The sequence below is a fragment of the Nesterenkonia rhizosphaerae genome, from assembly GCF_039544555.1.
GTDB lineage: Bacteria > Actinomycetota > Actinomycetes > Actinomycetales > Micrococcaceae > Nesterenkonia > Nesterenkonia rhizosphaerae.
Map to the genome: position 1 here is coordinate 1001055 of NZ_BAABLW010000007.1, position 13226 is coordinate 1014280.

Sequence of the window (13226 nt, forward strand, 5' to 3'; positions counted from 1 at the left end):
CACTAGCCTAGGGCAGCATGACCGCCCGTAGGACGGTCACCGGGTAAGGAACGCGGCGACGGCGTCCTTGTAGGTACGCGCGGTCAACGCATTGACGTGATTGCGTCCAGGCAGGGAGACAAAGTCTGACCAATTGCCGTAGCTTGCCACCAGGTCAGCCAGGGCGTCGGCTCCTTCAGCGATAGTGTCCCTATCGCCAGCCACTACCAAAGTGGGTACCTGGGGGACTGTAGCCGAAGGGGCATAGACATCGTGGGCGAGGCTCAGACGTAGCTCCACGACGTGCTGCAGATGCTGATCCGGCAGGGCCGCGGCCACAGTGATGAACTTGCGGGTCGCTTCATCCTCAGGTTCAGGCCCGCCGGCCGCCCAGCGGCGAGCCTGCTCAGGGTGCACTTGATAGACCTCGTCGGAGACCGGGGAACCACCCATGACGAGAGATTCCACGTCGTCGGGGTGATCGTAAGCAAACTGCCAGGCAATGCGTGAACCCAGGGAATAACCGTGGGCGGCCACCGGTGTGCCCAATGCGCCCACCAACTCGTGGAGGTCCTCGATCAGATGAGCCATCCGTAACCCAGCGGGATTCACCTCCCGAGACGCCCCGTGCCCGGGGAGGTCAACACAGATCAGGTCCCGGTTCAGGGCGGACAAGGGGTCCAGCCATCCAGTCTTGACCCAGTTAAACAGGGCATTGGAAGCAAAGCCGTGGATCAGCAGCACCGGGGATGCAGTGGGGCTGGAGTGTTTCCAGCGGTGAACGGTGAGCCCGCGCCGGGTCCGCAAGGACTCCGGCGCGGGATACCGAAGGGCGTTCATTAGGCGTCGAGCTGCAGAGTCTTATTGGTGGACGCAGCGATCTCGCTCAGCAGCTGCGGCTCATCGGTGAGCAGTCGACCATAGGAAGGCACCATCTCTTCCAGCTTGGTCTTCCAGCCCTCAACCTGGGCTGGGAAGCAACGTTCCAGCAGCCGCAGCATAATGCTCGGAGCGGTGGACGCTCCGGGGGATGCGCCCAGCAGGCCGGCGATGGAGCCGTCACCGGCGGCCACCAGCTCAGTGCCGAACTGCAGGACACCCTTGCCGTCTTCATTCTTCTTCATCACCTGGACACGCTGGCCGGCGGTGATGAGCTCCCACTGGTCGCCGTCGGCTTCCGGGTAGAACCGGTGAAGCTCTTCGACCTTCTTCTTGCTGGACTTCAGGACTTCCTTGACCAGGTAAGTGACCAGATCAGTGTTGTCCTTGCCCACCTGCATCATCGGCAGAAGATTGTGGGGCCGCACTGACAATGGCAGGTCCAGGAAAGAGCCCGACTTCAGGAAGTTGGTGGAGAACCCGGCATAGGGGCCGAACATCAGGGACCGGCGGCCTTCGACGAAGCGGGTGTCCAGGTGCGGCACAGACATCGGCGGAGCACCTACCGAGGCCAAACCGTACACCTTGGCGTGGTGCTTCTCAGCGACTGCTGAATCAGTGACCCGCAGGAACTGGCCGGAGACCGGGAAGCCGCCGAAGCCCTTGATCTCATCGATGCCGGCAGCTTGCAGCAGGCCAAGAGCGCCACCGCCTGCTCCGACAAAGACGAAGCGGGCGCTTGCGGAGAATTTGCGGCCGGCGGAGCGGTCCTTGACCTTGACCTGCCAGCGGCCGTCTGTGTCGCGGCTCAGGCCAGTGACCTCGTGGCCATAGCGGAGTTCCACACCGGAGGCATCCAGGTGGCTGGAGAGCTGGCGGGACAATGAGCCGAAGTCCACGTCCGTGCCGTCGTCGAATTTCGACGCCGCCACCTGCTGCTGGGGGTCACGCCCTTCGGTCAGCAGGGGAGCCCAAGACCCGATCTCGTCGTGGTCTTCGCTGTGCTGGATATGGCTGAACAGCGGCTGGGCCTTCATCGCCTCGTAGCGGTCCCGCAGATACTGGGAGTTCTTCTCGCCCCAGACGAAACCGATATGAGGCAGCGCGTTGATAAAGGTCCGCGGGGAGCCCAGGGTCCCGTTGTTGACCCAGTGGGACCACAGCTGACGTGAGACATGGAACTGCTCCGCGATTCCCACGGCCTTGGCGGTGGAGACCGCACCGTCGGAGCCGCGGGGGGTGTAGTTCAGTTCGCAGTAGGCAGTGTGGCCGGTGCCGGCGTTGTTCCAGGGGTCCGAGGACTCCTGGCCGGCCTGGTCCAGCTTCTCAAAGAGCGCGATCTCCCACTCGGGCTGCAGCTCCTTCAGTAGGGCACCCAGGGTAGTGGACATAATGCCGCCGCCAATGAGAATGACATCGAAACGCTGCGCTGGACTAGTCGACGATGACTCGGTCACAGGAGACTCCTTGTACCTTCGAAGGGGAGATGAATTCGCTCATGACTTTACCCGCGGGGCGAACGGCCCACGAAATTCTGTCAGCGGCGTCACTATGCCGTGGACAGTCATGTGGGGCAGGCCGTCGCAAGGCTCAGGGCGCCAGGACTATATCGGTGAACCGCTCATTAAGCACCGGGGACATCGGATAGTCAGCGACTCGGTTGCCCAGTGCCAGCGCGGAGATCGGATAAGCCAGCGGCAGCGCCGGGAGATCCTCGGCCACTAGGTCCGCGACTTCGCGGTAGATATCGGCGCGCTGGTCGTCGTCGGGCTCGGCCCGTGCCTGATCCAACAGCTCACGGACCTCTTCGGTGTCGTAGTTAAACTCGCGTCCGCTCTGGCCGAACAGCGGTCCGAAGAAGCTGTGCGGTGAACGGAACCCGCCATTGCGGCCCAGTAAGTGCATTGCCCGGTCATCATCGGCCAGCAGCTGATCTACGTAACCTTCGTCCCACACCACAGGTTTGGGCTTGATGACGAACCCCACGGAGGTCAAGTCGGCGGCCAATGCGGCGAAGACGGCTTCTGGGCGGGGAAGATAGCTGCGGGTGGTGGCCATCGGGTAGTAGAAAACAAGCGGTTCGCCGTCGTACCCGGACTCGGCAAGAAGCTCACGGGCCTGTGCGCGGTCGAAACCATGACGGTCTGCGGAGTCGGAATGGACACCGAGAGCCGGGGGAGTGAATTGGAACGCGGGCCGGGAGCCTTCTAGGAAGAGGTTCTGTACCAGCGGTGTCCGGTTCACGGCATGGGCGGCAGCTTGGCGGATATCGGGATCGCTCATCACTGGGTGGCCTAAGTTGAAGCCCAGGTAGAGAACCGAGAAAGGATCTCGCTGCAGAATCAGCCGACCTGCTTGCACTAGCGAACGCAAGTTATCCGCGGTGATGCAGTCATAGACATCAAGCCGTCCCCGCTGGAGCTCACGGAGCCGGTCAAAGGACTTCGGCAGGGCCCGCACCACCACCTCCTCGGCACCGGTGGCGTCATTCCAGTAGTCCGCAAAGATCTGCAGTCTTGTCTCGCCTCCCTCCTGGGAGACCAGCTGATAGGCACCGGTACCAATGGGGGTACGGGTCAGCCGGCCCGGGTCAGAGTCAGAAAGTGCTGCGGACGCGGCAATACCAAAGGCCGGCAGGGTTAGTGCCTGGAGCAGAAAAACCATAGGTTCACTGAGCGTGAGCACCACCGTGCGCTCATCCTCAGCTTCCACAGACTCCAAGACGCAGCCGTCCTGATCCATATAGCCGCCGAAGACCGTGGGGAAGGCCAACGCGGTAGTGCGGCTGATATTGCCGAATCCATAGAGGTAGTCCAACTGGCCCCAGCGGCGGAAATTAGCGACCACGGTTTCAGCCGTCAGGGTGCTGCCGTCGTGGAATGTCACCCCTTCGCGCAGCTGAAAGGTATAGGTCAGCTCGTCGTCGCTGATCTCCCATTCCTCGGCCAGCAGGGGTGAAGCTGCGCCAGTATCCGGGTCAACGCCCACCAGAGTCTCGAAAATTTGCCGGCAGATGCGTTCAGTCTCAGTGTCCACCGCCAGGCCCGGGTCCAGGGATGCCGGCAGCGACACCCCACCGATGATCACCCGGGTGGCAGACTCAGCAGACTGATCCTCACCATCGCCGGTGGACTGTTCTTCTGACTCGTTACCTGAGGTGCCAGCTCCCAATAGAGCCGCTGAGACTCCGGTCAGGGCAGAGGCGCCGAGGAAGCGCCGTCTGTCGAGCTGGTCGGGCATAGTGGTGCCACCTTCACATGTGTCCTGCGATGAGGAGAAAATGATGCAGCGGGTGCGCGAGGGGGGACTTGAACCCCCACGTCAAAGACACTGGAACCTAAATCCAGCGCGTCTACCAATTCCGCCACTCGCGCTTGAGTCCCCGCAAGCTTACTAGAGGCCCAGGCTTTTGCGTAGACGCGCCACGTGCCCGGTGGCTTTTACGTTGTACTGCGCCAGTTCTACGACGCCGTTCTCGTCGATGACCACAGTGGAGCGAATGAGGCCCTCGAAGACGCGGCCGTAGTTCTTCTTCTCGCCCCATGCGCCGTAGGCCTCGGCCACCGAGTGGTCTTCGTCGGAGAGCAGCGGGAACGTGAGTTCTTCGTTGGAGGTGAAATTCTCCAGAGCGGCAACTGGGTCGGGGGAGACTCCCAGCACCTGGTATCCCGCACCCTGGAGCGAGGCGAGTGAATCCCGGAAATCGCAGGCCTGAGTGGTGCAGCCGGGGGTGGAGGCCTTGGGGTAGAAGTAGATGATGACTTTCTTCCCGCGCAGTGAGCTCAAGGAGAGTGATTCTCCTGATGCTGTGGTCAGTGTGAAGTCAGGTGCAGTGTCTCCGGGATTCAGGCGCGCGTTCATTAAGCCTCCAGTGTCAGTGTTCAGTTCGATTGCCGCCTTCAAATGTAAACGTTGTGTTGAGATCCGGGATTTTCGCGTGTCGTCTCCAGGGTCTGTGTCAGATGTGCTCCGTAGACTGACGCCATGGTTATTCACACCGAGCGCAGCGCGGAAGAGGAGCAACTGGTGGCGGCCCTGCGCGCGGCCTTCGACGCCTCGGTGATGAACTTCGGTTCCTACAACCTTCTCTACGCCCGGAATCTGCTGGGGGACAGGGATGAGCCGGCAGCGGTTGTGCGGCCGGAGGCCGGCGAATCCGTGCAGGAGAACATGGTGCGCAGCCGTAATCTTCTGGTGGGCTACCGCCGCGAACCGGTGGAGATGGTGCTGTGCCCGATCAGCTTGGCTGATGCGGTGCACCGAGTTCATGCCCTGAAACAGGACAGGGCGTCAGCGGGCGATGGGGCTGAAGAGTACGACGGCGGCGGCTCCGGCGGCGCATTCCCTGCGGAGCCGACGATTGCCTCGACGGCACCGGTTCTAGTGAACCTGACGAACCTGGCAGGTATGGCCACTGAAGGTTCAACTGTGGAGATCGCACTGTCCACCGGGCGCCGGCTGATCCTTGATGTCCAGGAGACAGTGAGCTTGCCTCAGCTTCACGAGGTGCCGCTGCACCAGGAGCTTGATGTTGAGGACTTCTACAGTTTCCTGGACCACTTCATGGACGCCGTGGAGCGTACTCACTCCGCGGCGTGAAAGCAGTGAGATGAGTGTCACGACGCTCGGAGTTGGCATCGCATAAAAGTGCTGATAGGCTTTTATGTCGTTGCCCCGAGAGATCGGGGGGACAAGCCGAGAAGCTTCAGGGCCCGTTCGAGGGCCTCTAGCTCAACTGGCAGAGCATCAGACTCTTAATCTGCAGGTTCCGGGTTCGAGTCCCGGGGGGCCCACTGGCCTGAGCTTCTCACAGGAGCCCCGTCGTCATCATGCGACGGGGCTTTTCCTGTTTCTAGCCACTCTACGGGAACGCGAGTCTGCCAGGCCCAGGCGATCAGCAATGATCGGCGGGGAGTAGTCAGGCCCTTCTCTGCGCGGCTGATCGTATGACGGGTTGCACCCAGAGCATCAGCTAGCTCGCCAATCTCATAGCCCGCATCTTCCCGGGCCTTGCGTAGTCGGTCCTTCATCTCCCACTGAGGGATTCGGAACTCCATCGGCTGAACCGTCATCGGTCTCTCCTCGCGTGATATGTGCAGGTGACCCTTTCGCGCCTGCACGTACATCAACTGTTCAAACGACACCCTACGTGTCATGAGGTGCATAAGTCCAGAATGTTTCACCGAAGCATGTGACACGCGCAAAAGTTCCCCATGTTGCATTTATGTTCCATAGGGTGCAAAGTAGTCGCCATGGAAACCGAACGAGTCAGCACAGGGCGTGCAGCGGAACTGCTGGGAATGGCCCGACAGAGCGTGCTCCGGGCCATCAAACGCGGCGACCTCGAAGCCGAAACCATCCAGGGCGACGGTCGAACCCATTACAGCGTCGCCCTGACGGATTTAAAGGCTTTCCAGCGCCGCCGAGAAGCAAAGATCCTCAACGCACCAATCAACCAGCCAGCGCCAGTCGAGCGGCCGGCACCAACGGGCTCGGGATCGAAGCCAGCGGAGGCACTGGCGTGACCGCACATGAATATGCGAAGGGCAGAAAAACCCATGGAAATAGTTATCGATCCCGCCGTAGCCGAAATCGGCCTGGGGGTGCTGTTCTTTATCGTGGTGGCTCTCTTGGCGGCACTCTTTATATGGCTAGCAAGCCGCGATTAGCCGGTACGGGGATCCTTCGGGAATTGACCGTACGCAGGAGCGATGCCTGTAACCCACGCCCTGGCAACAGCAATCGCGTCCTCCATCCGATGGATGGGCTCGTGCTCGTCCGGGTGATGTGCCAGTACGTTGAACTCTCCCATCAGCATGGCTCGCAAGCTCCGATGCTCCGCCAACCTCATTTGGAAGTATTCCTCTGGCCTGGTGATCAGACTCGGGGCCTCTTTGGGGTCGATGTTGTCTGGGAACAGGTGCCCGGAGAGGGCGCGGTCGATCTCAGCAACGACCTGGCGAAAATCGTCTCTGCGATTCAGCAGCGGAAGCATCCTGCTGGTAGCCACTTTGAACTTGGTGCTATCCCAGTGCTCGACGTCACGGGGGCAACTGGTTCTCAGATCAAGATCTTCGGGGATTGGCGAATCGCCAGGGGCAAGCACCGACATCACGTCGTTTACAGCGGCACCGAGTGCTTCGTTGCGAGAACGTTCTTCTGCTTTCTTCTCGGCTTTCTTCTGAAGCTCCTTCTGTCCCCAATACGTGATGAGCGAGCCAAGCACAGCTGCTCCGAGCGGCAGAAGTCCAGCCCAGAAGCTAGCGGTCGTTTCGATGGTGGCCCCGTCCAAGACCACATCGCGGATAACTATCTCCGGCAGCTCGACAGTTTCCATAAGTCTTCCCCCTCGGCAGGTGGTGTTGTTGGCGCTTCCGAGCCTATCGAGGGGGATTACCCCGCCAGCCCGCAACAGGAGAACAGATGCCATTCTTTCGAATCTCAGATGATCCCGACGCTCTCTCACCCAGGGAGAAGTTGGCGTTCATTAACACCGCTGCCTTCGCTGTAAGCGCTGCGGCTCTCGCCGTGATCGCGGCACGTCAGATCCATCGCTGATACAAAAAATGCCCGCCAGCTGCGGGAACAGCTGACGGGCGATATCCCCCAGAGAGGAATAAACCGATATGCCGATACTAACAGCCGTCGCCGGTCCCGGCACCGACTGCCCAGGAGCACCAATGGCTTACCGCGTAGAGGACCAGATTCTGCCGGCAGACTTCCCCAAACCGAAGCGTATAAGTATCGCTGAGATCGTCCAGGAGCGAGACGGGAACCACTGCCGGATCTGCAGCGCCCAGCTGCACACAGGGCACGCCGATGGGCGCCCGGATCCACGCTTGGTCAATCTCCTGCCGGGGCGCCCTGCAGGGGAGCGCCCAGAGCTGGGAATGGTCCTGGCTTGTGCCCCGTGTGCGGACGATGCCGATCTGGTCAATAAGGCACCCGAGTCGCTCGACGGGTACGAGCAGATCACCATCATCCAGGAGCGCCGCCGCCTGCACGTGCTGAAGCGGATGACGCGGCTGCTCTACCTGGAGAACTGCGAAATGGCGAAGATCACGCCGTTGAGGGCGGTGTCACTGTGAACTGGCAGGAATTCAAGAAACAGCTAGCCAAGGACGCTAAGAAGCGTGCAGTCAACGGTGTAGCCGCACTGGTGCTTCTGGAGGTCGGTGGGCTGCTCACTGAAGCCGGTACAAAGCTGAGCCGCCTCGAAATCACCAGCGTCAAAGAGGGGCCACAGCAGGCGGTCACCGTCCATCACGAAGGCCCAGTGAGCGCAAAGAAGGTTGCGGCCGCGGTCGCTGAGCGCGCTGAGAGGAAGGGCGTCTGATGCACCGCCCGGATCCCGCCACGGCTCGCCATCGTCGTCTGGTCATCCTGCACATTCCGACGGTGGTCATCACCACCGTCTGGGTGCATCTAGTGGCTGGCCTGGTCAACGGACTGACCTTGCTTGCCATGGCATCGCTCGTCGCTGCAGTGCTGCTGATGCTGCGTGACGTGCTCTCTCAGGAGGTTCCCGCATGACCCGGGGGAAGGTCCGGTATGTCAGCAAGAAAGACCGCCAGGAGAACATTTCAGTTCGTGGACCCGTACGGGATGCTGCAGATCCGGCTCTCGATTCTGGAGCTGACACATGCCGCCCTCTACCAGAGGTATCCCGACGATCAGCTGGAGATCCAGTGGTGCCGGAGCGAACCGGAGGCCCGGAAATGGCTCAGGGAGCGGGGGCCGAGCAGCGGGTGTATATACCAGGTAATCCCTATCGAGTCCGCGTCTACAAGCTCGCCGGGTTCGAGGCATTGGGAGAGTGCTTCGGTGCAGGCGTCCGAGGGCGAAAGCCGAAGTACTGGCGAGTCTCCATCAGTAAATCGGGAATCACCCAGGTCACTCGGGATGCATACACCTTCGAGCAAGCCCGCCGAATCGCTCGGCTATGGTCTGGCGGATTCGCGCCAATCTCCCCGGGTGACCGACTTAGCGACGTGGATAGCAGGGCGCCAGTAGGTGAGACCAGTGGCTGAGGTCCAGATCCCAGACACGCTGGAGAGCTTGCCGGTTGCCTTTCCAGAGTTGCCCACGCAGTGCGCCGTCTGTGATCGCCAGCCGGACAGCATCACCTTGGTCTCGCACTGGACTGTTGACGGTCCTGCCGGACCGTGCCAGACGGTGCGAATGGTCTTCTGTCAGCTTCACCACTACCTAGCTCACCTGGAAGCACTTGCTGCCGTCAGAGCCGGGAAAGTGACCCGCTGCTGCGGAGCGAAACCGCACAGGCCTGACGACTTGCTGGTGTGCCGCCCATATGAGCCGCCAGGAGGCCCGTGAACGACTTGCTAGACATCACCGACACCAGGTGCCGGCAGAGCTGCTGTGAGGACGCCAGCGGCTGCCAGACCGGCTATGAGTGCCAGCACCACAAGAGAGATTTCGACGCCGCCCGCGCCCGGGCAGCGCAATAGACCTTAGGAGATAAGCCGCATGGCAGAAATCCAGGAGATCCCGCTCGACCGGATCCACCCAAACCCGATCAATATCCGCGATGAGATCACTGAGGATGACCCAGCTACCCAGCGTCTTGCTGATGAGATCAGCACCCTTGGCGTAGTGAATCCGGCGCTGATCTACCCACACCCGGAGAAGCCGGGGGAGTACATCATCCGAGACGGTCACCGTCGTCGTCTGGCCTCCATCCTCGCAGGGAAGGAGACCCTGCCGGCTATCATCATGGACCCGCCGAAGCGCGGCGCCCGTGAGGACATCGAGGCAATGATGACCACGGGCCGTAATCACCGCCCGTTGCACAGGCTGGAAGAGGCCCGGGGCATGCAGCTGATGCTGGATCTCGGGATGAATGAATCCACGATCGGCAAGAAGTTCAAGCAGCCGAAGTCTCACGTCGTCGCGAAGGCCAAGCTCGCGGCCGCAGATGATCACCTGTCTCGGGCTTATGGCACTGGTCAGCTAGACCTAGAGCAGGCGCTAGAGCTGCAGAAGCTCGAAGAAGCCGGCGAGCACGATGTGTACGAAGAAGCCACCAAAGCGATTGCTGCCAGGCCGTGGGAGCGCGACGTCACCCGCGTGATCGCACATTCTCGGCAGCACGTCGAGCAGCAGGCCGAGGTTGAGGCGCTGCAGGAGCTGGGCGGCACACAGGCACCCAATGACGCTTCCTACTCGGGCAAATATGAGCAGGTTACCGAGTGGCTGGGCACCGTCCAGCACATTGAGGCCGGTCATCACTTCCGAGTGACGCACATGGGCGATTCTCTGGAGATCGAATGGTGGAAGCCGCTCACCAAGCCCGCCACTGGGCTCACCGAGGAAGAGAAAGCCGACAAGAAGCAGGTCCGTGAGCTCAACGAGGGGTTGGCCCTCGCCTATGCCACCCGCCGGCACTTCCTGGTGGAAGCCGTGCAGAACCCGCGGGGAGCTACCCAAGAGGCAGATTTCGAAATGCTGGTGGACCTGCTCTGGAGCGACATCTCCCGCATGGACGAGCACCTTCTCGGAGAGATCACCGGCATCAGCTTCCCCACGGAGAAAGTCAACGACGCCACCTGGCCTCAGCGCACCGAATGGTTCGAAAAGGTGCGGAACCGTCTCCGCTCCGGAGTGTTCACCTGGCGGCAGATCGCCCGCATGCGTGCGCTGGCTCAGTACTACGTGGCAGCCGATAAGAAGATGCGCCGCGTCGATGGGTACGACATGAGCACCTGGGACTGGCACACCAAAGGCGAGTGGATTGAGCGGCTGACCCGCTGGTTCGGGTATCAGCTCACCGACGTCGAGAAGGCAGCCATTCAGCGCTGGCAGGACCGGAACCCCGAAGAAATCGCCAAAGATCCCCGCCGAAAGATTGAGGTCAACTGATGAGCCAGCCCGCTAAGTACCGCAAGAAGCCCGTCGTCATCGAAGCCATGCAAGTAGACGGATTCCTTGAAATCGCCAAGTGGATGGAGTCCCACGGTCTGACCTGGATCGAGGAGAACACGCCCGGCCTGCACGAGAGTGGCTTCTATCTTCACTCGGACGACTCCGGCACATACCTGTTCATCCGAACCCTAGAGGGCGATATGGAAGCCAAGCCCGGCGACTACATTATCCGCGGTGTGCAGGGCGAGTTTTACCCCTGCAAGCCGGGGATCTTCGAAGAGACCTATGAGCCAGCCCCAGCGCCAGCAGCAGAACCCGCTGTCGGTGAGGGAGATACGGACCTTGCAAAACAGGCGATCGAGGCGCTGTCCCATCAGCTGCCCCTTTTCGTTCAGACGCTTAACCGGGCTATCGAAGTGGAATCCGCGTGGAACCAGCTCAGGTTAGTTGTCGGCCATGACACCCGCATGATCCACGCCCTGACCAACGTGGTCGCGTCGGGCACCTGGAGTCCTGCAGAGCTGGACATGCTGACCCGGGTCAAGCCGTATAAGCCCCGCCGAGGCCTCCGTGCCGCGCTGGTCCGCGTCATGCAGCGAATCACTCGCGCTGCCGACCGGAAGACCCTGCAGCTGAGATCGAATCAGGGGGACCGATGAGTGACAAAGCAGTGACCCAGGATCTCATGGCGCGGCTCAAGCGTCACTACATCAAACCCGGTGCACCGCTTCCGGGCGGGATCTTCCTGCCCGAGGTCGGGATGAACGGCAACTGGGGAAGCTCAAACAGGTGTGACGCAATCTATGTCGGCTTCACCAGCAGCAGCGGCCGCATCCTGGTCGGCCACGAAGTCAAGGCATCCCGCGCTGACTGGCTCAAAGAACTGGAGCACCGCGACAAAGCCGACGCCTGGGCTGATCAGTGCCACGAATGGTGGCTAGTCACCGCACCAGACATCGTCCAAGACGGTGAACTACCCGCTGGCTGGGGCCACATGGTGCCAGGGCGCTCCAAAACCCGCATGCAGATCTTGCAGAAACCCGCCAGGCACACCGATCGGCAGCCCTCCTGGGACGTGGTGCGCTCGATCATGGCCCGCCAGGACACCCTGCGTGCCGACGCCATCAGTCAAGCCGCGTCGGAGGCCGAACAGGAAGCCCAGAGCACCATCGATGAGCGCGTGGAACGGGCGCTGTCGTACCAGGACAACAACTTCGAGCTAACCCGCACCCGGGACGAGCTGGGCCGCAAGACCACGCTACTGCGCGAGATCTGCGAAGCCCTAGGCGTCGATGACGTCATACCCAACGACCGGCAGGGCCGCTGGAGTCCCCACGGAGACAAGGTCGCGACCCCGGAAGCTCTCAGGGCGCTTGCGCCCCTGGTGCAGGGCACCATGGACGCAACACAGGTCCGTAACGCCCTCGTTGGCCGCTACCGGTCAGTCCTCGGTGACATCAACGAAGCCGCGACCCGCGTCACTAACGCGCTGGAGTACCTCCAGCCTGCAGCAGAGGCCAGCGAATGAAAGGTACCTATGTCATGCGCTGGCCGGTCCTCAATGAGGCAATGACTCTCGAAGAGCTGCGCTCTGAGGCGGTCCCAGAGCTGCTGGAGCAGCTGCAGCGGCTCGGCCTGAGCTTCGCCCCTCAGACCGTCGATTACCGGCTCATCCCCGGAGACACCGTCTATCTCCAGGCCAGCGTCTCCGTAGCTGGCGACATCCCAGAACGAGCCCGTTCCAGCCTCACCCGACTCCGGACCATGGAGCACTTCGAGGCCTGGCACGAACAGGCAGCCAACCACCCCAACAACGTGAACGCGAAGGTAGCAGCATGACCGGGAACCTAACGAGAATCGTGATCTTCGAAGGTGAGAACGACCGCGGCATCCTCACCCTTGACCGGATCCAGGAGATCAAACCGGACGGCGCCGGTGTAGCAGTGACATTAGTGGATCAGTCGATCAGAGCTTTCGACGTTCCCTTCGACGTCGTAGCCCAAGGAATCATCCAGTCGATCTCAGCGACAGACGAGATCGTGAAGAGACAGACGGACGCAGCAGAGCTTCAAGCTCTGCTGAAGGCACGAAGCGCCCTCGACCAAGACATCGTCGTGAACGACAACGCCGTGATCAATGAACAGTTCGGGTTCACGGATGAGGCCAAACGGAAACGCTGGCTGCACCTCAGCGAACGAATCGACCAGCTCACCGGCTACAAGAAGGACACAGCCAGTGACTGACCCCGGCGCAGAAGTGGCGGAGGAAGTCCTATTCCAGAAAGCCAGAGATCTAGTCACATCAACACGGTCAGCGTCCGTGGGGCTGATCGTTCGCCGCCTCAACGTCAGCTTCCCTGAAGCCCACCGCCTGCTTGACCGCCTAGAGGCGGAGGGCAGCGTCGGACCCCGTGAACCGTGGAAAGCCCGCGATGTCATAGCGGAGGACACCACCGGATGAGACTCAAAATCCCGTGCTGGGAGAGA

At 61.4% G+C, this 13226-nt stretch carries 17 protein-coding genes and 2 tRNA genes; 12 read left to right on the top strand and 7 right to left on the bottom strand.

What is annotated here, in order from left to right:
- Positions 1 to 36 precede the first annotated feature (36 nt).
- From ABEA23_RS10235 to bcp, 5 genes are all read right to left on the bottom strand, one after another.
- Complete coding sequence (locus ABEA23_RS10235; RefSeq protein WP_345477900.1) at positions 37 to 819, bottom strand: alpha/beta fold hydrolase; 783 nt, start codon at positions 817 to 819, stop codon at positions 37 to 39.
- Entirely contained in the window at positions 819 to 2315 is a 1497-nt protein-coding gene (locus ABEA23_RS10240; protein WP_345477901.1) for a malate:quinone oxidoreductase, read from the bottom strand. The genes ABEA23_RS10235 and ABEA23_RS10240 overlap by 1 nt, the downstream gene beginning before the upstream one ends.
- 133 nt (positions 2316 to 2448) lie before the next feature.
- A complete protein-coding gene (locus ABEA23_RS10245) occupies positions 2449 to 4098 on the bottom strand; it encodes an ABC transporter substrate-binding protein (RefSeq protein WP_345477902.1) in 1650 nt (549 codons plus the stop codon).
- A gap of 53 nt (positions 4099 to 4151) precedes the next feature.
- Positions 4152 to 4232: transfer RNA gene (locus ABEA23_RS10250), tRNA-Leu, on the bottom strand.
- 19 nt (positions 4233 to 4251) lie between these two features.
- Complete coding sequence (bcp, locus tag ABEA23_RS10255) at positions 4252 to 4719, bottom strand: thioredoxin-dependent thiol peroxidase (protein ID WP_345477903.1); 468 nt, start codon at positions 4717 to 4719, stop codon at positions 4252 to 4254.
- Between the two features lie 123 nt (positions 4720 to 4842).
- On the opposite strand from bcp, the gene ABEA23_RS10260 reads away from it, so the two are divergent.
- Positions 4843 to 5457 (top strand): hypothetical protein, encoded by a 615-nt coding sequence (locus tag ABEA23_RS10260; protein ID WP_345477904.1) that lies wholly within the window; start codon positions 4843 to 4845, stop codon positions 5455 to 5457.
- A 121-nt stretch (positions 5458 to 5578) separates the two neighbouring features.
- A tRNA-Lys gene (locus ABEA23_RS10265) sits at positions 5579 to 5651 on the top strand.
- On the opposite strand, the gene ABEA23_RS14255 is transcribed toward ABEA23_RS10265, so the two are convergent.
- Complete coding sequence (locus tag ABEA23_RS14255) at positions 5613 to 6080, bottom strand: helix-turn-helix transcriptional regulator (RefSeq protein ID WP_425577209.1); 468 nt, start codon at positions 6078 to 6080, stop codon at positions 5613 to 5615. The genes ABEA23_RS10265 and ABEA23_RS14255 overlap by 39 nt on opposite strands.
- Positions 6081 to 6110: 30 nt before the next feature.
- On the opposite strand from ABEA23_RS14255, the gene ABEA23_RS10270 reads away from it, so the two are divergent.
- Positions 6111 to 6383 carry a MerR family transcriptional regulator gene (locus tag ABEA23_RS10270; RefSeq protein WP_345477905.1) on the top strand — a complete coding sequence of 91 codons (273 nt, stop codon included), beginning with the start codon at positions 6111 to 6113 and terminating at the stop codon, positions 6381 to 6383.
- Between the two features lie 140 nt (positions 6384 to 6523).
- On the opposite strand, the gene ABEA23_RS10275 is transcribed toward ABEA23_RS10270, so the two are convergent.
- Positions 6524 to 7195 carry a hypothetical protein gene (locus ABEA23_RS10275; RefSeq protein ID WP_345477906.1) on the bottom strand — a complete coding sequence of 224 codons (672 nt, stop codon included), beginning with the start codon at positions 7193 to 7195 and terminating at the stop codon, positions 6524 to 6526.
- A 343-nt stretch (positions 7196 to 7538) separates the two neighbouring features.
- On the opposite strand from ABEA23_RS10275, the gene ABEA23_RS10280 reads away from it, so the two are divergent.
- The 9 genes from ABEA23_RS10280 (at position 7539) to ABEA23_RS10320 (ending at position 13200) form a co-directional block, all read left to right on the top strand.
- Positions 7539 to 7946 carry a hypothetical protein gene (locus tag ABEA23_RS10280; RefSeq protein ID WP_345477907.1) on the top strand — a complete coding sequence of 136 codons (408 nt, stop codon included), beginning with the start codon at positions 7539 to 7541 and terminating at the stop codon, positions 7944 to 7946.
- Positions 7943 to 8194, top strand: coding sequence for a hypothetical protein (locus ABEA23_RS10285; RefSeq protein ID WP_345477908.1), 252 nt, complete (start codon positions 7943 to 7945; stop codon positions 8192 to 8194). The genes ABEA23_RS10280 and ABEA23_RS10285 overlap by 4 nt, the downstream gene beginning before the upstream one ends.
- Positions 8194 to 8391: a hypothetical protein gene (locus tag ABEA23_RS10290; RefSeq protein WP_345477909.1), complete on the top strand. Its 198-nt coding sequence runs from the start codon at positions 8194 to 8196 to the stop codon at positions 8389 to 8391. Before ABEA23_RS10285 ends, ABEA23_RS10290 begins: the two co-directional genes overlap by 1 nt.
- Before the next feature lie 954 nt (positions 8392 to 9345).
- Positions 9346 to 10737, top strand: a complete 1392-nt coding sequence (locus tag ABEA23_RS10295) for a ParB/RepB/Spo0J family partition protein (RefSeq protein ID WP_345477910.1) — start codon at positions 9346 to 9348, stop codon at positions 10735 to 10737.
- Complete coding sequence (locus ABEA23_RS10300) at positions 10737 to 11399, top strand: hypothetical protein (protein WP_345477911.1); 663 nt, start codon at positions 10737 to 10739, stop codon at positions 11397 to 11399. Before ABEA23_RS10295 ends, ABEA23_RS10300 begins: the two co-directional genes overlap by 1 nt.
- On the top strand, positions 11396 to 12268 hold the full coding sequence (locus ABEA23_RS10305) for a hypothetical protein (protein WP_345477912.1): 873 nt from the start codon (positions 11396 to 11398) through the stop codon (positions 12266 to 12268). Before ABEA23_RS10300 ends, ABEA23_RS10305 begins: the two co-directional genes overlap by 4 nt.
- Positions 12265 to 12579: a hypothetical protein gene (locus ABEA23_RS10310; RefSeq protein WP_345477913.1), complete on the top strand. Its 315-nt coding sequence runs from the start codon at positions 12265 to 12267 to the stop codon at positions 12577 to 12579. The genes ABEA23_RS10305 and ABEA23_RS10310 overlap by 4 nt, the downstream gene beginning before the upstream one ends.
- Positions 12576 to 12983 carry a hypothetical protein gene (locus ABEA23_RS10315; RefSeq protein ID WP_345477914.1) on the top strand — a complete coding sequence of 136 codons (408 nt, stop codon included), beginning with the start codon at positions 12576 to 12578 and terminating at the stop codon, positions 12981 to 12983. The genes ABEA23_RS10310 and ABEA23_RS10315 overlap by 4 nt, the downstream gene beginning before the upstream one ends.
- Positions 12976 to 13200 carry a DNA translocase FtsK gene (locus ABEA23_RS10320; protein WP_345477915.1) on the top strand — a complete coding sequence of 75 codons (225 nt, stop codon included), beginning with the start codon at positions 12976 to 12978 and terminating at the stop codon, positions 13198 to 13200. Before ABEA23_RS10315 ends, ABEA23_RS10320 begins: the two co-directional genes overlap by 8 nt.
- The last annotated feature ends 26 nt before the right edge of the window (positions 13201 to 13226 follow it).

What these genes read in the sequence shown, in the direction of transcription:
- ABEA23_RS10235 (WP_345477900.1), bottom strand. Translation starts at nt 819, where the DNA reads ATGAACGCCCTTCGGTATCCCGCGCCGGAGTCCTTGCGGACCCGGCGC.
- bcp (WP_345477903.1), bottom strand. Translation starts at nt 4,719, where the DNA reads ATGAACGCGCGCCTGAATCCCGGAGACACTGCACCTGACTTCACACTG.
- ABEA23_RS10315 (WP_345477914.1), top strand. Translation starts at nt 12,576, where the DNA reads ATGACCGGGAACCTAACGAGAATCGTGATCTTCGAAGGTGAGAACGAC.
- ABEA23_RS10270 (WP_345477905.1), top strand. Translation starts at nt 6,111, where the DNA reads ATGGAAACCGAACGAGTCAGCACAGGGCGTGCAGCGGAACTGCTGGGA.
- ABEA23_RS10245 (WP_345477902.1), bottom strand. Translation starts at nt 4,098, where the DNA reads ATGCCCGACCAGCTCGACAGACGGCGCTTCCTCGGCGCCTCTGCCCTG.
- ABEA23_RS10275 (WP_345477906.1), bottom strand. Translation starts at nt 7,195, where the DNA reads ATGGAAACTGTCGAGCTGCCGGAGATAGTTATCCGCGATGTGGTCTTG.
- ABEA23_RS14255 (WP_425577209.1), bottom strand. Translation starts at nt 6,080, where the DNA reads ATGCAACATGGGGAACTTTTGCGCGTGTCACATGCTTCGGTGAAACAT.
- ABEA23_RS10295 (WP_345477910.1), top strand. Translation starts at nt 9,346, where the DNA reads ATGGCAGAAATCCAGGAGATCCCGCTCGACCGGATCCACCCAAACCCG.
- ABEA23_RS10300 (WP_345477911.1), top strand. Translation starts at nt 10,737, where the DNA reads ATGAGCCAGCCCGCTAAGTACCGCAAGAAGCCCGTCGTCATCGAAGCC.
- ABEA23_RS10290 (WP_345477909.1), top strand. Translation starts at nt 8,194, where the DNA reads ATGCACCGCCCGGATCCCGCCACGGCTCGCCATCGTCGTCTGGTCATC.
- ABEA23_RS10310 (WP_345477913.1), top strand. Translation starts at nt 12,265, where the DNA reads ATGAAAGGTACCTATGTCATGCGCTGGCCGGTCCTCAATGAGGCAATG.
- ABEA23_RS10260 (WP_345477904.1), top strand. Translation starts at nt 4,843, where the DNA reads ATGGTTATTCACACCGAGCGCAGCGCGGAAGAGGAGCAACTGGTGGCG.
- ABEA23_RS10280 (WP_345477907.1), top strand. Translation starts at nt 7,539, where the DNA reads ATGGCTTACCGCGTAGAGGACCAGATTCTGCCGGCAGACTTCCCCAAA.
- ABEA23_RS10305 (WP_345477912.1), top strand. Translation starts at nt 11,396, where the DNA reads ATGAGTGACAAAGCAGTGACCCAGGATCTCATGGCGCGGCTCAAGCGT.